This window comes from Ruegeria sp. ANG-R, from assembly GCF_000813985.1.
Classification (GTDB): Bacteria; Pseudomonadota; Alphaproteobacteria; order Rhodobacterales; family Rhodobacteraceae; genus Ruegeria.
Map to the genome: position 1 here is coordinate 37,750 of NZ_JWLJ01000002.1, position 20,357 is coordinate 58,106.

General features: G+C 58.9%; 15 protein-coding genes and 2 pseudogenes. 5 read left to right on the forward strand and 12 right to left on the reverse strand.

All coding sequences use genetic code 11. The features are described 5' to 3' along the window. Positions 1 to 113: 113 nt before the first annotated feature. The 4 genes from RA27_RS09025 to RA27_RS09040 all read left to right on the forward strand — a co-directional run bounded on the left by RA27_RS09025 (position 114) and on the right by RA27_RS09040 (position 7,115). Entirely contained in the window at positions 114 to 2,588 is a 2,475-nt protein-coding gene (locus RA27_RS09025; RefSeq protein ID WP_039537464.1) for a heavy metal translocating P-type ATPase, read from the forward strand. Continuing rightward, complete coding sequence (gene cueR, locus RA27_RS09030; RefSeq protein ID WP_039537467.1) at positions 2,585 to 2,974, forward strand: Cu(I)-responsive transcriptional regulator; 390 nt, start codon at positions 2,585 to 2,587, stop codon at positions 2,972 to 2,974. The genes RA27_RS09025 and cueR overlap by 4 nt, the downstream gene beginning before the upstream one ends. Before the next feature lie 101 nt (positions 2,975 to 3,075). Beyond that, positions 3,076 to 3,948 carry an NAD(P)-dependent oxidoreductase gene (locus RA27_RS09035; RefSeq protein WP_039537470.1) on the forward strand — a complete coding sequence of 291 codons (873 nt, stop codon included), beginning with the start codon at positions 3,076 to 3,078 and terminating at the stop codon, positions 3,946 to 3,948. Between the two features lie 101 nt (positions 3,949 to 4,049). Beyond that, positions 4,050 to 7,115: an aminotransferase class III-fold pyridoxal phosphate-dependent enzyme gene (locus RA27_RS09040; RefSeq protein ID WP_039537473.1), complete on the forward strand. Its 3,066-nt coding sequence runs from the start codon at positions 4,050 to 4,052 to the stop codon at positions 7,113 to 7,115. A gap of 45 nt (positions 7,116 to 7,160) precedes the next feature. On the opposite strand, the gene RA27_RS09045 is transcribed toward RA27_RS09040, so the two are convergent. Both RA27_RS09045 and RA27_RS23555 read right to left on the reverse strand, forming a co-directional pair. Beyond that, positions 7,161 to 7,637, reverse strand: a complete 477-nt coding sequence (locus RA27_RS09045; protein WP_039537477.1) for a hypothetical protein — start codon at positions 7,635 to 7,637, stop codon at positions 7,161 to 7,163. Continuing rightward, positions 7,634 to 7,801 (reverse strand): hemin uptake protein HemP, encoded by a 168-nt coding sequence (locus RA27_RS23555; protein WP_082025076.1) that lies wholly within the window; start codon positions 7,799 to 7,801, stop codon positions 7,634 to 7,636. Before RA27_RS23555 ends, RA27_RS09045 begins: the two co-directional genes overlap by 4 nt. Before the next feature lie 224 nt (positions 7,802 to 8,025). On the opposite strand from RA27_RS23555, the gene gph reads away from it, so the two are divergent. Beyond that, positions 8,026 to 8,700 carry a phosphoglycolate phosphatase gene (gene gph, locus RA27_RS09050; RefSeq protein WP_039537479.1) on the forward strand — a complete coding sequence of 225 codons (675 nt, stop codon included), beginning with the start codon at positions 8,026 to 8,028 and terminating at the stop codon, positions 8,698 to 8,700. Positions 8,701 to 9,246: 546 nt separating this feature from the next. On the opposite strand, the gene RA27_RS09055 is transcribed toward gph, so the two are convergent. The 10 genes and pseudogenes from RA27_RS09055 to RA27_RS09100 form a co-directional block, all read right to left on the reverse strand. After that, positions 9,247 to 11,103 (reverse strand): SLC13 family permease, encoded by a 1,857-nt coding sequence (locus RA27_RS09055; protein ID WP_039537482.1) that lies wholly within the window; start codon positions 11,101 to 11,103, stop codon positions 9,247 to 9,249. A 213-nt stretch (positions 11,104 to 11,316) separates the two neighbouring features. Then, positions 11,317 to 11,634 (reverse strand): annotated as a pseudogene (locus RA27_RS23560) (DDE-type integrase/transposase/recombinase); the annotation flags it as partial. Continuing rightward, a pseudogene (locus RA27_RS23565) lies at positions 11,622 to 11,962 on the reverse strand (Tn3 family transposase); the annotation flags it as partial. The pseudogenes RA27_RS23560 and RA27_RS23565, both read right to left, overlap by 13 nt. A 177-nt stretch (positions 11,963 to 12,139) precedes the next feature. Then, a complete protein-coding gene (locus RA27_RS09070; protein ID WP_039537490.1) occupies positions 12,140 to 13,603 on the reverse strand; it encodes a M81 family metallopeptidase in 1,464 nt (487 codons plus the stop codon). A gap of 16 nt (positions 13,604 to 13,619) precedes the next feature. After that, complete coding sequence (locus RA27_RS09075) at positions 13,620 to 14,474, reverse strand: alpha/beta hydrolase (RefSeq protein WP_039537493.1); 855 nt, start codon at positions 14,472 to 14,474, stop codon at positions 13,620 to 13,622. A gap of 29 nt (positions 14,475 to 14,503) precedes the next feature. Continuing rightward, the gene (locus RA27_RS09080) at positions 14,504 to 16,522 is read right to left on the reverse strand and encodes a CocE/NonD family hydrolase (RefSeq protein WP_039537496.1); all 2,019 of its coding nucleotides are present in this window, start codon (positions 16,520 to 16,522) and stop codon (positions 14,504 to 14,506) included. Next, positions 16,519 to 17,520: an ABC transporter ATP-binding protein gene (locus RA27_RS09085; RefSeq protein WP_039537499.1), complete on the reverse strand. Its 1,002-nt coding sequence runs from the start codon at positions 17,518 to 17,520 to the stop codon at positions 16,519 to 16,521. The genes RA27_RS09080 and RA27_RS09085 overlap by 4 nt, the downstream gene beginning before the upstream one ends. Further along, positions 17,517 to 18,503 carry an ABC transporter ATP-binding protein gene (locus tag RA27_RS09090; RefSeq protein WP_039537501.1) on the reverse strand — a complete coding sequence of 329 codons (987 nt, stop codon included), beginning with the start codon at positions 18,501 to 18,503 and terminating at the stop codon, positions 17,517 to 17,519. The genes RA27_RS09085 and RA27_RS09090 overlap by 4 nt, the downstream gene beginning before the upstream one ends. Beyond that, the gene (locus RA27_RS09095; protein ID WP_241484037.1) at positions 18,503 to 19,381 is read right to left on the reverse strand and encodes an ABC transporter permease; all 879 of its coding nucleotides are present in this window, start codon (positions 19,379 to 19,381) and stop codon (positions 18,503 to 18,505) included. Before RA27_RS09095 ends, RA27_RS09090 begins: the two co-directional genes overlap by 1 nt. Beyond that, on the reverse strand, positions 19,362 to 20,306 hold the full coding sequence (locus RA27_RS09100) for an ABC transporter permease (RefSeq protein ID WP_039538101.1): 945 nt from the start codon (positions 20,304 to 20,306) through the stop codon (positions 19,362 to 19,364). Before RA27_RS09100 ends, RA27_RS09095 begins: the two co-directional genes overlap by 20 nt. Positions 20,307 to 20,357 lie beyond the last annotated feature (51 nt).

The following is a 20,357-nucleotide window of genomic DNA, read 5'->3' on the forward strand; positions in this document are numbered from 1 at the left end:
ATAGGCCGAAAGGCCGGGTGCGGCGATCGCGCAAAGAGGCGAACTGGCCCCTTGACCTTCCCGTTACTGGAACCTCTATGTGGAGTACGAAGTTCACTGTCGGGACGACTCGCATGTCCGATTCACTGCATACACATTTCAGGATCACCGGGATGGGTTGCGCCTCGTGCGTTGGCCGGGTCGAAGGGGCGCTGCTCGCGGCACCGGGCGTGCGCGCTGCTGAGGTCAATTTCGCAACCGAAACGGCGGATATCACCTATGATGAATCGTTTGCCGAGGTTCTGAGCGCGCTTGAAGTGGCGGGATATCCGGCTGCAACCCAGCAGATCCGTCTGGACGTCGACGGCATGAGCTGCGCGTCATGTGTGGCCCGGATCGAGCGTACCTTGCGGGCAATCCCAGGCGTGGTAGAGGCGGCGGTCAATCTGGCAACCAACAGTGCCACTGTGACCTATGCCGAGGGCGCGACCGAACCGGTATCGCTGGCCAGAGCCCTGACAGAGGCCGGATATCCGTCACGCCCAACAGATACCCGTGCCGCAGAACGCGACGGCAAGGACGATGCGCTTGCCGATTTGCGCCGTGCCACTATCTTTGCTGCTACACTGGCATTTCCGGTGTTCGTACTGGAAATGGGCGGGCATCTGATCCCTGCATTCCACCATTGGGTCCATGCAACCATCGGCGCACATACGAGCCACCTGATCCAGTTTGCCCTGACCTCGGCGCTCCTCATTGGTCCGGGGCGAGTGTTTTATGCCAAAGGTATCCCCTCGCTGCTGCGCGGAGCGCCCGATATGAACGCGCTTGTCGCGCTGGGGACAGGGGCGGCATATCTGTACTCGGTTCTGGCAACCTTTGCGCCGCAGATACTGCCGCAAGGCACCGCCAATGTCTATTTCGAAGCCGCAGCCGTCATCGTTGTGCTGATCCTGTTGGGCCGCCTGATGGAGGCCCGCGCCAAAGGGCGAACCGGGGCGGCGATCCGCAAACTGGTCGGGTTGCAACCCAAAACCGCACGGGTCGAGCGGGACGGAACCACGCTCGACCGGCCCATCGCCGAAATTGCGGTCGGAGACATCGTGCAAATCCGTCCGGGTGAACGCGTGCCTGTCGACGGCGACGTGCTGGACGGAACCTCGTATATCGATGAAAGCATGATCACGGGTGAACCCGTACCGGTAGGGAAAGCCAAGGGCGATCCGGTTGTCGGTGGAACGGTAAACGGTACCGGCGCGCTGCGTATTCGTGCGACCCATGTGGGCGCTGACTCGGTGCTGGCGCAGGTCATCGAAATGGTCGAGCAGGCGCAGGGGGCGAAGCTGCCGATTCAGGGGTTGGTGGATCGGATCACCTACTACTTTGTGCCCGCCGTAATAGGCCTGGCCGTGCTGACGGTTGCGGCATGGCTGTTCTTCGGCCCGACCCCGGCCCTGCCGCTGGCGCTGGTGGCCGGGGTTTCCGTGCTGATCATCGCCTGCCCCTGCGCAATGGGTCTGGCGACGCCGACATCAATCATGGTCGGCACCGGGCGCGCGGCTGAACTTGGCGTCCTGTTCCGCAAGGGTGAGGCGCTACAGCTCTTGCAGCAGGCGAAGGTCGTCGCATTGGACAAAACCGGCACGCTGACACTTGGCCGCCCGGAACTGGAAGACATCATTACGACAAACAGCTTTGACCGCACCGACGTCCTGCGCCTGTCTGCGGCTGCCGAGGCCCGCTCGGAACACCCGATCGCCACCGCAATTACCCGCGCGGGGCCGGAAGAACTGCCCGATGTAGAGGAGTTCGAGTCTCTGACGGGCCTTGGTCTGTGTGCGCGGATCGAAGGGCGTTCGGTTCTGATCGGCGCCGACCGGCTTATGGACCAACACAAGATCGACCTTAGCGAGTTGCGACACGAGGCGCAGAAGCGGGCTGCCGAGGGCGCTACGCCGATCTATGTGGCAATTGACGGCAAAGCCGCTGCGGCGCTGGCGGTCTCGGACCCGATCAAGCCGGGCACGCCCGAGGCGCTGGCACGTTTGCACGAGATGGGTCTGACTCTGGCCATGGTCACGGGCGATAACACTCAAACAGCGCAAGCGCTGGCCAATAGGCTGGGCATCGACCATGTCACTGCCGAGGTGCTTCCGCAGGGCAAGGTTGATGCCATCGAAGCGTTGCGGCGCCAGTTTGGAACACTCGCATTTGTTGGTGACGGGATCAATGACGCACCCGCGCTGGCGACAGCGGATATCGGCGTGGCAATTGGCACGGGCACCGATGTAGCCATTGAAACGGCGGATGTGGTGCTGATGTCGGGCGATCTGCACGGGGTCGCCAATGCGGTCGAGATCAGCCGTCGCACAATGCGCAATATCCGTCAGAATCTGGGTTGGGCATTTGGATACAATACGCTGCTGATCCCGGTCGCGGCTGGCGTGTTATATCCACTGGGCGGCCATTTGCTTTCACCCGCGCTGGCAGCCGGGGCCATGGCGCTGTCCAGTGTCTTTGTCGTCTCGAATGCGCTGCGTCTGCGACGTATCCGGACCAGCCTGCCCGGGACAGAGCAGAAGGTATCCGGTCAGGAGGCAACCGCATGAATATCGGAGATGTCGCGTCCCGCACCGGGCTGCCGGCCAAAACCATCCGCTATTACGAGGATATCAACCTCATCAAACCACTGCGCGACGACAACGGCTATCGCCGGTTCCGCGATCAGGACATCCATAAACTGAATTTTCTGGGCCGCGCCCGTACGCTGGGATTCACCATCGAGGATTGCCGCACGCTTTTGGCCCTTTATGAGGATGAAACCCGGGCCAGTTCGGACGTGAAACGCGTTGCGCGGGATCATCTGGCGCAGATCGATACCAAAATCGCCGACCTCAAAGACATGCGCGACACGCTCAGCCATCTGATCGATGCCTGCGCCGGCGATGATCGCCCGGACTGCCCGATCCTGAAAGACCTCGGAGGTAAAACCTGACGCAGGGTTGCCCTTTGGTCCAAGCTTTGCTTTGTCTCTGCTGAACATCACGACCAGCTGTGCCGCAGGGGCCTGGGACGGATAACAGAGAGGATCATCAAATGGCGAAAATTGCGTTCCTTGGTCTTGGAGTCATGGGCTACCCGATGGCCGGACACCTTCAGGCAGCAGGCCACGAGGTCACCGTTTACAATCGCACAGCAGCCAAAGCCGAGAGCTGGGTTGCCCAGCATGGCGGCGCGATGGCGTTGACCCCAAAGGAAGCTGCAAACGGGGCACAGTTTGTGATGGCCTGTGTCGGTAACGACGACGATCTGCGCATGGTCTGCGTGGGCGAGGACGGGGCCTTTCATGGAATGCCAGACGGGGCCGTTTTTGTGGACCACACCACAGTATCCGCCAAAGTCACGCGTGAGCTTTACGAGGCTGGCAAGACGCAGGGTATTGCGTTTGTGGATGCCCCGATCTCGGGTGGACAGGCGGGGGCCGAGAATGGTGTGCTGTCGATCATGTGTGGCGGCAACAGGGAAGCCTATGATGCGGCCGAACCGGTGATGCAGGTTTATTCCAAGATCTGCCGTCGCATTGGGGAAAGCGGCGCGGGTCAGATGACCAAGATGTGCAACCAGATCGCCATTGCCGGGCTGGTGCAGGGCCTTAGCGAAGCATTGCACTTCGCCGAGAAGGCCGGCCTGGATGGCCGCGCGGTGGTCGAGGTGATCAGTCAGGGTGCGGCGGGCAGCTGGCAGATGGCGAACCGGTACGAGACCATGCTGGATGATCATTTCGAGCATGGCTTTGCCGTCGATTGGATGCGCAAGGATCTGGGAATCTGTCTGGATACGGCGAATGAGACCGGCGCCTCGCTGCCGGTTACCGCGCTGGTCGACCAGTTCTACAAGGACGTGCAGAAGCTGGGCGGCGGACGGTGGGATACCTCCTCGCTGTTCAAGCGGCTGCGCACGCTGGGCTAAAAGGGGGCTGTCTGCCCCCCATCGCGCCAAGGCGCGATTCCCCCCGAGGATATTTTGAGCCAGATGAAGAGGACCACAGTGGTAACTGCAAGAGGTATCGTATGAGCGCCATGAACGCTTTCTGGGCTGACCGCCTGCGTGAACACTGGGGTCTGGACGCCCGTCTGACGCAGTTGGATGGGGAATATGACCTCAATTTTCTGGTCCAGGCAACCAATGGGCAGGATTACGTGCTCAAGGTGATGCGGGCCGGATGCGATGCCGCGCTGGTGGATTTGCAGATCAAGGCACTGGAACATCTCAGGGCAGCGGCACCGGGCTTGCCGTTTCCCGCCGCCCTCTCCGATCTGAGCGGGACGCCGTTGCCTGAAATAGCCGACGTGCAGGGGCAACCGCGACTGGTTTGGCTGCTTGAACGGCTGCCTGGGCAGAGCTATGCCCGCAGCGCGCCCAAAACCCAGGATCTGATCCTGAAACTGGGTCGTGTTCTCGGTGCGACGGATCGGGCGCTGGAGGGTTTCACGCACGACGGCCTGCATCGCGTGGATTTCAAATGGGACCTGACCCAAGCTGGTTGGATTTTTGATCAACTGGGGGCAATTTCTGATCCGCAGCGACGTGCGCGATTGCAGCAGATCACTGCGGATTTCCATGCCATTCGGGATCGGCTGAACGCCTTGCCAAAACAGGCCATCCACAATGATGCCAATGACTACAATATTCTTGTCGAAGGCGACCTGAGCGAACGCCGCAATGTCTCGGGCCTGATTGATCTTGGCGATATGTGCGCCGCGCCGCGTGTATGCGAGTTGGCAATCGCCGGGGCCTACATCGTTCTCGATCACCCCAAACCAGAGTGCGCATTGGCTGCTTTGGTGCGCGGGTATCACGCTGCAAACCGTTTGCGCCCCGATGAAATCGACCTGATCTGGCCCCTGTTGCAGATGCGCCTGGCGGTGTCTGTGGTGAACTCGGCCCTGATGGCGGTACAGAACCCGGACGATCCATATGTCACGATCAGCCAAGCACCGGCATGGCGGTTTCTGGAAAACGAGTCAATCAATGGCGCGCTTATGTCCGCCCGCCTACGTGCGGCTTGCGGCCTTCCGGTTGTGGAGGGGGCCGAGCGTATCCACGCCTATCTGGCCAGCCATCGAGGGCATTTCGCCCAAATGTTCGGGCAGGACCTGAACGACATACCAATGGGCTCGCTGTCGGTGGAAAATTCGACATGGCCGCAGAATCCGTTCCACATGCCGCTCGACGAGGCGGCGCGCGTGGGCGAAGAGTTCGGAGAGGGTCTTTGGCTTGGTTACTATAACGAACCCCGCCTGATTTACGCTGAGCCGGGTTTCCGCAAGGGACCTTGGAAAGCGTCGGACCGGCGTACGGTGCATCTGGCCGTCGATGTGTTTGCGCCCGCCGGAACGGTGCTGCACGCCCCGCTCAGCGGTCGGGTCGAGGCGGTTGAGAACAGAGACGCTCACCTCGACTACGGCGGCGTAGTGATCCTGCATCACGAAACGCCAGAGGGGGACGCGTTCTATACACTTTATGGCCATCTAGACCCCGAGGTCAGCGCGCGGTTGAAACCCGGCGATCCCGTGGCGCAGGGGGCGGCCTTTGCCCGGCTGGGCGACGCCAGCCAGAATGGCGGCTGGGCGCCGCATGTGCATTTCCAACTGGCGCTGACAACCGACGGGATGCAGTCCGATTGGCCGGGCGTGGCGGACCCGGATGAGCTGGAGCTATGGCACGCGGTTTGCCCCAACCCTGCAGCGTTGTTGAATCTTCCGGATGAGAAGGTATTCTACCGCCCGACCGACAAGCAGATGATCCTGAAGGATCGCCACGATCACTTCGGCGGCAATCTCAGCCTGACATACGACGATCCGGTCATGCTGCTGCGCGGCTGGAAGCATCATCTGTTCGACGAATGGGGGCGGCCCTATCTGGATGCGTACAACAACGTGCCGCATGTGGGTCACGCACACCCACGCATTCAGGCGGTCGCGGCGGATCAGCTGAAGCGGATGAACTCGAATACACGCTATCTGCATCCTGCGCAGACTGCCTTTGCCGATAAGGTATTGTCGAAACTACCGGACCATCTTGAGGTTTGCTTCTTCGTAAACTCTGGGACCGAAGCCAACGAATTGGCCCTGCGTCTGGCGCGAGCCCATACGGGGGCAAAAGGGATCGTGACACCCGATCACGGCTATCACGGCAATACCAACGCTGCAGTGGCGATCTCGGCTTACAAGTTCAACAAACCCGGCGGAATCGGTCAGGCCGATTGGGTGGAGCTGGTCGAGGTCGCAGATGACTATCGCGGGTCGTTCCGGCGTGATGATCCGGACCGTGCGACTAAATTCGCCGATCTGGTCGATCCGGCGATTGAAGTGCTTCGGGCGAAAGGCCACGGGCTTGCGGGCTTCATCGCCGAGACCTTCCCCTCGGTCGGGGGGCAGATTATCCCGCCAAAAGGCTATCTGCCTGCGGTCTACGAAAAAATCCGAGCCGCCGGAGGGATCTGCATCGCCGATGAGGTGCAGACCGGTCTGGGTCGCCTGGGAGACTTTTACTTCGGCTTCGAACATCAGGGGGCAGTGCCCGACATCGTGGTGATGGGGAAACCTATCGGCAACGGCCATCCGCTGGGCGTTCTGGTCACGACCCGCGCGATTGCCGAAAGCTTCGACAACGGGATCGAGTTTTTCTCGACCTTCGGTGGTTCCACTCTGTCCTGCAGGATCGGGAAAGAAGTGCTGGATATTGTCGATGACGAGGGTTTGCAAGAGAACGCCCGCGCGATGGGATCACGCCTGCTGGATGGCCTCAAACAGATCGAAGCAGATTTTGGCTGCGTCGGCGATGTGCGCGGTATGGGCCTGTTCTTGGGTGTGGAACTGATCAACCCAGATGGCTCGGAAAGCGGCGAGATTTGCAGCTACGTCAAGAACCGGATGCGCGATCACCGTATCCTGATCGGTAGTGAGGGGCCGAAGGACAATATCCTGAAAATCCGGCCACCGCTGACCATCGAGGCGGACGATGTGGACATGATCCTTTGGGCGTTACGAAATGTGCTCGAAGAAGTCGGCGATTATAGTCCGGCGCTCTCGTGTGATCATGATCATCACCATGCGGGATGCGGCTGCTGCTGATAAAACAAAACCCCGGCAAAATGGCCGGGGTTTTGCTACCACCGATCAGTGGAGCACCGCGTTCAGGGGTTGGTGCCCGGTCGTCGGCAACGGTATCGCTGCGGTCATCCGCCGCAAAGCCAGACCCAGTTCTTCGGACAATGAGGCCAGCGCAGGGGCAAAATCGGGCCTCACAATCAACGAGGCCATCATCATCGCGTCTTCGCGTGCGCCTTCGGATGCTGCAGCGATCATCTGGGCGAAACAGTTCTCATCCGCCCCCAGACAAGCGCATCCAAGCCCGTGGCGCACCAGAGGCCGACGTCCGTGATGGGCGCAGAGCGAACACAGCCGATCCAGCGCGAGCATGGTTGCACGCCCGCGATCGGCACCCAGCGCGATATCGAAATCGCTCGCGGCATTGGCGCGGCCCGTGGCCCCATCCCCCCAAAGTCGTAGATACATGACTGCGCCAGCCTCGACAGGGCTCAGGTCGGACAGGCGGCCAACCGCCGCCCCACCACGCGAAGTAGGTGCGCTCATTTTGTCAGTATCAGCTTGCCTGCGCGGGTGATCCGCAGCGTATACAGCTGATCGCCCAGTTCGATATGGGCCAGATTCCCGCCATTGGTAAGCTCTTCGGCCTTGTGGGCCGGAAGCATCGAAACAGCATAGCTTTGGGTCGAGGTAGGGGTTTGCGCGTTCATCGGGGCATCTCCAGAGCGTCTATGGCACATGGCCTTGTCTGTTGTGTTTCGCTTGATCTGGCTGACCCCGTCTAGGGTTGGCTATCTGTTCGTGCTCTTAATCTGATAAAAATAGTAAGATTTGTCAAGTCTAGGTTTTTGAAACCTCTTTCCCGGGTCTCTATTGCGCCGTATCGCGTCGCGACTTAGGCATAGGTCATCAGTAAACAAAGGCGGATTCGCAGATGACAGCAATCGTGGTATTTGATCTGGACGGCACCCTGATAGACAGCCTCGCCGATCTCGCGGCCGCCGCAAATCGAATGCTGCATGATCAGGGGCTCCCCGCTTTGCCCAACGAGACGATCGGCAGATTCGTCGGAAACGGCCTGCCTAAGCTGGTTGAACGCGTGATGAAGCACTGCGGCCTGGAACCGGAACGCCTCAAGGAACTGACGCAACTTACTCTGGCGTATTATAATGCGGGCGCATGTGATCGCACCGTGGTCTATCCCGGGGTATTCGAGGCGCTGGATGAACTGCGTGACATGGGCTGCGTTCTTGGCATCTGCACCAACAAGCCTGAGGCTCCGGCCCGGCACGTGCTGGGCGCGCTGAACCTGCTGCCCTATTTCGACGCGGTTCTTGGTGGTGATACGTTAGCGATACGCAAACCCGATCCGGCACATCTGCGCGCCAGCTTCGAGGCGTTGCCAGCGGTGGGGCCACGGATCTTTGTTGGTGACAGCGAGGTAGATGCCGAAACCGCCCGGCGGGCGCAGGTGCCGTTTTTGCTGTTCGAGCAGGGATATCGTAAATCGCCAGTCTCTGAGATGCCGCATACCAGCAGCTATGCAGACAGTGCTGAGTTGCCCACACTTGTCCGGCGAATCTTGCAGAACGAAGCATTGCAAGCATAGACCCCCGCCAAAAAAGCTGAGGGGCCGGCCAAGGGGGTAAGAAGCCAGCCCCTCATCGGGGGAAAATAGTGAAAGTGGATTGGGCGCACTGGCCCGTTGGTTAATTAACAGTTAACCCATCCGTGCCGATCCCGAAATTGGGGGATTCCCGTAGCGCTCGAAATTCTTATACGGCACCCGGAAATTCTACGCTCGCACAAGCCCTGAAAGCGGAGTTTCCGCGTTTGTGTCACAAGCTGTTGGAACGGCTTTCACAGGCGATTTACTGAATACATCTGCCCTGCGTTCTGAGCGACTATCTGAAAGCCTGAAATCGTGGCTTTGGAGAAATGCTACTTCCAATCATGTTCGCGATTGACTTGAAGGCTACAAACCCCAAGGCAAATGAACTCGTCGGCCTCAAACCATTGTTTGCGCACAAACCGTGAATGCACCGCGCCCGGGGTATCTCTGCGCTATAGGGTTTGGGTCCTGCGCATCGGGCGCGCTGCGCAACAAGCGTCCGAGCAGGGCCAAACCATCAGCCTGACTGGATGACCAACAGGGTTAGAAGATCACATTCAGCATCAACAGCGAGACGATCAGGAAAATGATCGTCATGATGCCGCCGGAGCGCACAAAATCCATAACCTTGTACCCTGCAGGTCCCATGATCAACGCATTGACCTGATGGGTCGGGATAATGAAACTGTTCGAGGTCGAAATCGCGACGGTCAACGCAAAGACCGCCGGGTTGCCACCAGCGGCGACCGCGATTGAAACCGCAAGAGGCACCAGTAGGACGGTGGCCCCGACATTCGACATCACCAGCGAAAACGCAGTCGCCATAATGGCAACCCCGGCCTGAAGCGCCCAGATTGGCCATCCGTCCAGGATGATCATGATCTGCTGCGCAATCCATGCTGCAGTCCCCGTATTCTGCACCGCCTGACCCAATGGGATCAGGCAGGCCAAAAGAAAGACTGTGTTCCACCCGACCGCCCGGTAGGCCTCGTCCACACTCAACACGCGGGTCAGCATCATACCCGCAGCGCCCGTCAGCAGGCAAAGCGACAACCGTACATCGGTAAACAGGATCAGCGACAAAGAGATCACGAAAAACAACAGCGCCCAGCCTACCTTTTGCGGGCGCAATTCGTCCTGCGGGAAATCAGACGTGACCACCACAAAATCCGGGTCACGCTTGATCCGCATCAGGTTGTCCCAGCGCGTGTGGGCAACCAGCATGTCGCCCGCCTTGAACTTCTCAAGCCCGATCTGGGTGGATTCATGCGTATCGGTCTCAACATGGCTGAGCGTTTCCTCGCCCCGGTGAATCGCCAGAAGAGACATTCCATACGTCTTGCGAAACAGAAGCTCACGAGGGCACTTCCCAATCAGTTTACTGTCGGGTGTCACGACGACTTCGGCCACACCGGCATTCGTCGGCGCAAACTCCTCGACAAAAATATCCAGATCCGGAAGCACGGTCAGCCCGAACTTGGCGGCGAACTCTTCGACCTCCCATCTCCGACCGACAATCGCCAATCGGCACGGCGCAGCAATTTCGGCCGTCAGCACCTGGACCATCGAGGTCTTGCCGCGATAAAATGTTGAAATGATATAGAGATGGTTTTCAAAGTTTATATCCGCCAGAATCTGCCCGACCAGCGGGCTGTCGGCGGGCACCACCACCTCGAAAACATCCGCCTTCAGCCCGTAAACGCGCTGAAGATACTCCTGCGTCCCGCGCCCGGTACCGGTACTTTCTGACCCTGAATCGCCCGGCAATACCCACCGCCCAAGCAACAGGAAGTATGCAATGCCCGTCAGGATCAGCACCACACCTACGGGCGTGACCGAGAACAACCCAAAAGGCTGCATCTTTTGGGCCTCGGGCAATCCTTCGTTCGCTGTTTGGATCAGGTCATTCAACAGAATAAGAGGTGAGGACCCCACCATCGTCATCGTCCCGCCTAAAATGGCGCAAAACCCCATTGGCATGAGCAAACGAGACAACGGGATTCCCGATCTCGACGAGATGCGGCTGACCACGGGCAGGAACAGGGCCGCCGCCCCGACGTTCTGCATGAATGAAGAAATAACGCCCACAGTACCCGAAACAATCGGCAGCACCCGGTTCTCGGACTTACCACCATATTTCAGAATGACAGCCGCGACTTTGTTCATCAGCCCGGTCTTATCCAACCCCGCCCCCACGATCATGACTGCGATGATCGAAATGACCGCGTTGGATGCGAAGCCATCAAAAAGATGCGGAACATCGGCCAGATTTTCCAGACCCGGAGCGTAACTCAGAAGACCGACAAGTACCAAAACCAGAATGGCCGAGAGATCAATCCTGACGATTTCTGACACAAACAGGAAAACCGTGAATGCCAGAAGCGCGGAAACCACACCCATCTCGTAAGTAAATGCCAATTGCTCCACTAAGATCACCCGGGTCCGTTCGCAAACCTAATAGACATTTCTAGGCAATCAGCGTGGGTCTGTCATGGGTTTTGTAGCGATGTTATCTTCAGGGTCTTGGTAATTTTTGTTGTTGATATCTAACGCAACCAACCGGTTCTGTCGCAAATTCCTTTGAAGGAAGAGAAGACAAAGCAGGCGAGTTGACTATCCTACCAGTTGAACAAACAACTGAAACGAGGAGAGTCCGGGCGTGAATTGACCTTTGCGGATCATGTTGACCAGTTCGATGCCAGCCAGGGCAGATGCGGCTGAATCGAAAGACGTGAAACCCAACATGGGCGTGATCCGATGTTTGATGAATCGATTGCCTTGTTCAATGATGTTGTTGAGATACTTCTGCCTCACCATCTCGATCAGTATCGGTCAACCAAAGCCTTTCAGCATCTTGTTTATTGCATTGATGCCAGCAGTGTTGGTCTCGCTTTTGTCGATAACAATCTTTCGTGGCAAGACACGAACTTCTTCAACAATTGTCTGGAAGGTATGATCCCTGCCGCCACTGTCGCAACGGCGCGCAGAATGTCCGGCCAATTCTGGACGATCAGATTTTCCCGGACATTGCCGCCGATAAAACCGCGCAATTCTCTGGGGCTTTTGCAGGATCGAACACGTACAGGCGTTTGGATGGCAGATTCCGGATACGTGGGATGAACCGATAACCCAACAGGGATGAAACGGCAAAGACATGATCCGTGACGCCGCCCGTATGGGCATATTGCTCTTTGATCCGCTTGCCCGTTTCGTTCATGAGCCGGCCGTCGAGGATGTAGGGCGCTTCGCTCAGTCTCGCACGATCCTTGCATAATGGTGGTCGAGACGTGAAGACAACAATGGAAGCAGCCCGACAATAGATAATCTGTGCCGACCATGAACTCATATTCCATCAAATTCTCCGCAGATGCTCGCGTTCATTCGGAGATCAGAAAGCGCGGCGGGTTTGGTATTGCAGCAGCAACGGTCGTCATCTTTAGATTTTACGAACCCCAGGGCGCAGCTTTGTATAGCTGGCGTTCGCTAGTTCACATGGAAATTGTCCCGGCGCTGCGCATATCAAGACATTTTGTGCGATGGGCTCAAAATCAGCGCGGAAATGGGTTGTGCTTTTAACACATAGTATGCATGCGTCTGTTGGCTCCAGATTGAACAAACGTATTTGCGCTAGATCCAGGCATTGATTTCGAATGCTGGTGACAAGGACGTGGATTTGCGTTCCGGTCAGCTGCAATGCGACCGACGGGCCGAGCGTTGCAATGCCGCCGCCATACATTTCGCCCGTATACCGGCATTGGCCATCGCTCAGGTAGTGCACCCGCACCTGCGCGGCGAACGGGGTGTCGCCGGGGCCTTTGCCGCCAATCCCGACCTCAAATGTCGCGCCTTTGCCCAGTTCGTGGGCCTTGGCAGCCAGTTCCGGGTCATGCAGAAGCCCCAGGATGGTCGAAGGCGCATTCTGACGCACAAGCTCGCGTAGCAGACCAGTTGTGTCTGCCGAAGCACCGGCACCGGGATTGTCCTGCGCATCCGCGATTACAACAGGTCCCTTTCCGGTTGCCTTTCGGGCGGTTTTGACGGCGTCTTTTGGGCTCAGCAAACTGGTATCGAACTGTGTTTCCGCCGTTTGCAGCTCTACGAATATCTGCTCCGCCATTGCGTTGGCCTCGGACTGTGAGTCGCCGTAAGCCAAGACAGATGGTCCACAATCGGCTGTATCCGCTGCGGTAAATCCAACGGCGAGTTCAACCAATCGCGCGCCCGGCCCTTCGAAGGCATCCAGCGCGGCGTACAACGTTTTGGCCGGGGCCACTTCGGTATACTGGCTGTGCAGCGGGATCAGGTACTCACCTTGCCGCCACGCTTTAGCAGGCGGACTGTTTGCACAGATGTGACGCATCATCCGGAAGGCTCGCGCTCCTGTTTCCGCCATGTCGAGATGCGGATAGGTGCGGAAAATGGTCATCGCATTAGACAGATCCACCATTTGGCCAGAGATATTGGCGTGCATATCCAGGCTTGCGACAAGCGGAAGGTCTGACCCAATGACCTGTCTGATCCGAGACAGCAGCTCTCCCTCACCATCATCCCTCGATTCTGTGACCATGGCGCCGTGTAGGTCCAGGTAGACCCCATCCAGCTGCGTCATGTTCGCAAGCGCATCAGCGATGCGCCCGGCAATGTCGTCAAAGGCGTGATCCGTGACCTTGCCACCCGGTTCAGCGGCACACCACAGGATGGGAAGCAATTCTACTCCGTCCGCCAAGGCAGTTTTTGCAAAACCGGCGATAGGCAGGTTCATGCCTCGGGTTACGTTCAGAACGTCCTGACCCCAAAGCAGTTCCGGCCAGCTGTCGGCCTGTTCAAAGTCGCTTAGCTGTGTTGGAGTATCGATGAAGGTATTGGTTTCGTGCTGAAATCCTGCGATTGCAATTCTCATCTGACCCTTCAGCCGCTTATTGCTGCACCAATTCGGCGGTCAAAATCTCACGCAGCTTTGCCGCCACGATATCCGGTTTGTGGCGGGTCATCGAAACATGACCCAGGCCGGGAATTTCGTGGAACACGCCGTTCTGCGCAAGATCAGAAACCACCTTGCACATGACCGGAGCGGTTTGAACATCCTCGGAAAAGGCAACTACATGCATCGGGACCGCGCAAGTTTTTAATCCCTCGCGGCAGTCGAATTCCAAACAGGCCTCCCACTGATCAATTGTCGCCTGCGGGTCGCGATCCCGAAAACGCTCGGTGTAGGAGGCTTTGAGCTGCTCCCAAAGTTTAGGCTCGTGCAGCGCTTTTGCCGGGAATGCGTAAACTGCATAGTGGGGCGCCAGGAAATAATCGGGCAGGGTGATGCCATCCTTGCGCAGGTTGATCTCGGCCTGCATCCAGTCGCGAGTGAACCCGTCAATATAAGCCGAAGTGCCCATCGGAATGGCCAACCGCACCTTGTCTGGGAAGTCTATCGCGGTTTGCTGCGTGACCAGCCCGCCCAACGACAGGCCACATACGGTAGCTTGCCCACCGGCAAAAGCGTCAATCACCGCCGCGCAATCCGCCGCGTAATCATGCATCGTCCAAGGTGGAGGAGGTGACTGCGTCTCTCCCGCTCCCCGTGGATCATAGGTGACGCATTTAAAGTTATCCGACAGACGCGAGAATTGCTCGGAATAGGCCTCAGCCGTCTGATCGCCGCCGGGGACAAATACGACCGGCGGCCCGGCTCCTTCGACGACGACCCGCATGGCGACGCCGCCGATGGTCAATTGATGTGTTTCTGAATTTGGCCCAAATTCAGGGAAAGCTGACATTGGAAGGCTCCTGTGGCCGCAAGGATATGTTACATGCCGTTGCGGGGAATGATGTGTGTCTCTTCTTCTTCGAAAATAAGCTCTTCGCCCGACCAAGCCTTGAGGCGTGAGGTCAGGTGGAACTCGGTCGCTGTCGCCCGTTGCTCGGAATAGGTCCAGATTTTCGCGGACCAGTCGTCGCGGTCGAAACCGGCCGTTTGCTCCATGGTGGCGACGGCGGACAAGGGATCGCTGGGGTGGATCGTGTAGCGCCGGTCCGACACGTCGCTCAGTACTGTTCCGATGTCATCAAGACGGAAATCGCCCACCGGTCCAAACACGCCGCCATCCAGAAAGAACCGGTGGGTCATCTCGCCATTCGTCAGGTCGGTGTGGACCGAGCGTTCCATTGACCCTTCGCGAACACGGGTTTTTCTCGAGGCATCGGCTGGGGGAGCCGGTACCGGCAGCGGGCGCGGTTCAGCGTTGCCTTCAGGCTGGGTTCTGACCGGCAGAGTCAGCCGGGACGCACCGGGCCGGATCGTAAGCGTCACGGGCTGCGGAGATGGCCAAAGAACCGGCCAATAAGCCGAGGCGATTTGCAGCGTGACCCGATGGCCCACCGACACCCGGTATCCGGTTCCGTACAGGGGAATCGAAACGGTCATGTCTTCGCCGGGCGTGATCGGTGTGGGTTGGGTGTCGCTCTCACGGTGGTTGAGGTTGCAAAACCCTCGCGCAATCAGCGTTTGCGCGCCGTCCGGGGCCTCATCCACCAGTAGCGCTGCGACAAACCCCTGTGGCTGGTCAGCGGACACCGTTAGGTCAACGCGAGGCTGTCCCAGCAGGTCCAGCGGTTCGTTCAGGGGCGCCCCCTTGAACTGCAAACCGCCACCCGCGTCGATCCTGCAATCCAAAGCCATATCTCCGGGGATCGCGAACGAGCACATATCGCCCGCAGCGGCTCCGAACGTCTGCGGCGAGCAGATCGACAACGCGGCCCCGGCCTGTGCCGTTTCGCCCAACGTCCGGTCATTTAGCCAGAACGTCTGCTCGAAGATATTGGGCGATGGCCAAGAGGATTCTTCGACCCAGCATCCTGTGCGCTGCAGATGGGTACCCGAAGGGGCCGCGCTGTCTTGCATGAAAAACCGCAACGGGGGTTCATCCATCAGGCCGGTGTCTTTCCCCTTCAGCCAATGATCCCAAAACCGGATCACCTCTCCGACAAAATCGGCTTTTGGTCCGGGGATGCCTTCATGCGGATAAAGATGTGCCCAAGGTCCCATCAGAATTTTAACGGGGCCTTTGAGATGTTCGGCAATCCGGAAGGGCGTGTCACGATACAGGTCCATCCAACCGCCGAAGAAATACACCGGAACCTCAACATCCGCGTAGTTCTCGCAGATCGATCCGCGCCGCCACATCTCATCATGTGTCTGATGTTCCAGCCACATAGCAGGCCAGAATTTCGCGCCTGTCAGCCGCTCCCGCCACATGTCGATCCAGCGATCGGAGCCGACAATCTCGGGGTCGGGTGGCATCGCATTATAAAGCTGCATGATCGAGCCCCACCAGAAATTGTCATTGGCCAGACAGCCGCCGTAAAAATGAATGTCCTCACGCCACCGATCATCCGTGCCCATCACCGGGGCAATGGCTTTCAGCGCCGGAGGTCGCGTCGCCGCGACCTGGAACGCGTTGTAGGCCCCCCAGCTTTTGCCGAACATGCCGACATTTCCATCGCACCACTCCTGAGCGGCAATCCATTGAATGATGTCATGGCCGTCCTGAATTTCCTGATGCGAGTATTCGTCCTCGACCACGCCCTCACTGTCGCCATACCCGCGAATGTCCACGCGGATCGATGCGTATCCCGCAGCCGCAAAATACGGGTGTATGCTCTCGTCACGCATACGTGTGCGATCCCGACGCCGGTAAGGGATGTATTCCAGAATACAGGGCAGCGGTGAGGTTCTGGCAGACGAAGGCAGCCAGAGCCGCGCCGCGAGTTTTGTCCCGTCGGGCATGGGTATCCAAACGGTTTCAAGGACCTCAATGTCACTCATGATGCGGCCTTCTCTACTATTTCCGGCGGGCGAGCGCCGGGTTCGAGGGGGAAATGACAGGCAACTGCACGCCCGTTTGTGACCTGCCGTTCAGGCGCATCCATACTGCATCGCGATTGCGCCCAGGGGCAACGTGTGTGGAACTCACAGCCCGCGGGGCGGGCCAACAAGGAGGGGACTTCGGCTGGGAGCGTGATCCGGTCATGGGTTTTGTCCGGATCTGGCTCGGGGTTGGCCGACAGAAGCGCCGCCGTATAGGGGTGTTGCGGGGCGCTGAAGACCTCTTCGGTGTCGCCGGCCTCGACAAAACGGCCTAAATACATCACCGCGGTTCGATCCGCCACATGGTGCACCACGTGCAGGTTGTGCGTGATGATCACCATCGCCAAGCCCAGCCGTTCACGCAGATCATTCAACAGGTTCAGGACTTCGCCCTGCACCGACACATCCAGACCAGCCGTGGGTTCGTCCGCGATGATCAATGCCGGGTCTAGCGCAATGGCCCGCGCCACGCCGACCCGACGGGCCTGGCCACCGGACAACTGATGTGGAAAGCGCGAGGCGAAACTTGTCGGCAAACCCACCAAGGTCAGAAGTCGCGCGGCTTCCTCGCGCAGATTGCGGCCTTCGATCCCGTGGATGCGAAACGGTTCAGTCACCAGATCGCCGACGGTCATACGAGGCGAGAGAGATCCCACGGGGTCCTGAAACATCATCGACATGCGTTTGCGCACCGGCTTCATCGCCTTGCGATCCAACGTGTCGATGCGCTGATCCTCAAACGTAATCGCTCCGGCGCTGATCTCTTGCAGGCCGTTCGCTGCGCGAGCCAGTGTCGTTTTGCCAGAACCGCTTTCACCGACGAGGGCAAAGGTTTCGCCCCGATTGACCTCAAAGCTGACCCCGGCCACGCCAAGGATTGCGTTTTTACGTCCCAGCCCCCCGACCGGAAATGAGACCTGAACATCTTCGACCTTGAGAATGGGATCGCTACTCATGCCGTCACCCCGGTTTCTGCAGGGGTGTCTGCGACAAAGCAGCGGGCGATATGGCCACCTCCGATATCCTTATCGGGTGGTGGTGCCGAGCACGCATCACTCACGCGGTCGCAGCGGTTGGCAAAAATACAGCCGGTGGGCCGCGCACGCAGATCGGGGATTTCCCCGGGGATCGTCGGCAGATTCCGGGTGCGTTCGCTTTGCCGTGCCGGATCGCATTCCAGCAGCCGCGCCGTGTAGGGGTGGCGCGGGTCCTGGAAAATCTGCCGGACGGTGCCGCGCTCCACGACTTCGCCCGCATACATGACCACCACGTCATCACACAATTCGGCGATGACACCCAGATGGTGCGAAATGAACATGACCGAACAGCCGATTTTTTGCTGCAGGTCTTTCAGCAGCTCGATCGTCGTCACCTCAAGCGTCGCATCCAGCGCTGTTGTGGGTTCGTCCGCGATCAGCAGGGCAGGCTCCATCATCAGGGCCATGGCGATAGCGATACGTTGTTTCATCCCACCCGAGAACTGGTGCGGATAGCGCACCAGTGCAGCGCGGGCATCGGGGATGCGCACCAGTTCGAGCATTTCGACCGCGCGGTTCAGTTTTTCTTCTTTGGACAGGGGCGAGCGATACTGAATGTTCAGCATCTGCTTGCCGACCGAGATCACAGGGTTCAGCGCACCCATCGGGTCTTGAAACACGGTGGCGATACGCGGGCCACGCAAATCTCGCATACGTGACGGGGGCAAAGTGGTCAGTTCATCCTGACCCTCAAACAGGATCGATCCGCCGTCGACGCTGCCATTGTCAGCCAGTAGCCCCAGAATGGCGTTAATCAGCGTGGACTTCCCGCAGCCGGATTCGCCCACGATGCCAACGATCCGGTTTTCGGGCACATCGAAGCTGACGTTTTTCAAGGCGTGCAGGGGCCCGGCCTCGGTTGAGAAGGTGACGTTCAGATTGTCTATGCGCAGCGTGGTCATCAGCGTCCTTTCAGCCGGGGATCAAACACATCCCGCAGCGTCTCGCCCAGGAAGGTAAAGCCCAGCGTTGTGATGATGATTGGAACACCGCCCGCAATCGCGATCCAGGCGGTATCGCGGATATTGGTGAACCCGTCATTCAGAATCGACCCCCAGCTTGGGGTCGGAGGGCGCACACCAAGGCCCAAAAAGCTCATCCCCGCTTCGATGCCGATGACGACAGGGATGTCCATCGACGCGAGAATAACCAGCGGGCCGATCACGTTTGGCAGAATGTGCACCCGCAGGATACGCGCCGAGGACGCACCCATGCTTTGCGCAGCGGTGACGTATTCCGAGGTTTTTAAAGCAATGGTCTGGGTACGGATGATCCGCGCATAACCGGGCACAGTTACGAGAACCACGACGACCATCACTGCAGTCAGCGACGGCCCCATCAGCGTCACCAGCGCAAGGGCCAGCATGACGGTAGGAAAGCTCTTCATCGCGTCGAACAGCAGGATCATCAGGTTGTCCAGCCAACGCGGCCCGTAGCCCGCAATCAGGCCCAGCACGATACCGATCACCAGCGACACGGCGGTCGAGACCAGAGCTACAAACAACGCGATCCGTCCGCCATGCAGCACACGTGCAAACAGGTCTCGGCCCAGTTGATCTGTGCCCATCAGATGCTGTGTACTTGGGCCTTGGAATCGGTCACGCGGGTTGATCTTGGTCGGGTCCCAGCTGGTGAGCAGATCGGCAAAGACGGCGCCAAAGATCACGAACAGCACAAGGAACAATCCCAAAGCGCCCAGAGGCTCTCGCAGAATTTTACGGATTGGGCGCCACAGCTCGGCCATGCGCCCGGGGGCGGGGTTAGAAACTGCTTCTGACACGGGGATCCAAAGCTCCGATGATGAGGTCTGCCAAAAGGTTGAGGAGAACGAACAGGACGGTGGTGATCAGAACGGTGCCTGTCACGATGGGGAAGTTGCGGGTCAGGATGGCGTCATAGACAAGCTTGCCAACGCCGGGGCGGGCAAAGACGATCTCGGCAAACACAGCCGAGGACAACATCTGACCAATACCCACGCCCAACAAAGTGACCGTAGGCAGGATCGCGATCGACAAGGCATAGCGATAGGTGATCGTCCGATCCGGCAGCCCAAAGGCGCGCGCAGTGCGGATATGGCTGGCCTCAAGCACTTCGAGCATCGAGGCACGCACCATGCGGGCGATATAGCCGACCCAGCCCAGACCAACCGCCAGCGAAGGCAGGATCAGATGCGTGAGCTGATCGCCAAGATTACCGGGCTCGCCCGCACCGATGGCAGGCAGCCAGCGCAGTTCAACCGCAAAGATCAGCAGGGCATAAATCGCGATGACAAAGGACGGCACTGCAATCACGGCCACGGACAGGATACCGACAACCCGATCAGCCCAGCTGCCGCGGCTGACCGCCGCCCAGCAGCCCAGCGGAATGCCAAGAGCCACTGACCACGTGATTCCGCCGACGATCAGGGCCAGAGTGTAGGGCAGTTGCTCGAGCACGACCGTGGTGACGGGGCGGCCTGACAGAACCTCATCGCCCAGATCACCTGTCCATGCCCCGATGTAGAAGTTCCAGAACTGAACCAGAACCGGCTGGTTCAACCCCATTTTCTCGCGCAGGGCAGCGCGCATTTCCTCGGTTGCCCGAGGCCCTAGCGCGACCGAGGCTGGGTCGCCGGGGATCAGGTAGATCATGCAGAACAGCAGGAACATGGCGACCGACACGATCGCAGCGGCCAGCCCAAGCCGTTTGATAAAATAGCTCAGCATACGCACCCCCCAAAAGGCCATGCGGGCGGCTGTGCGCCGCCCGTTTGCGTG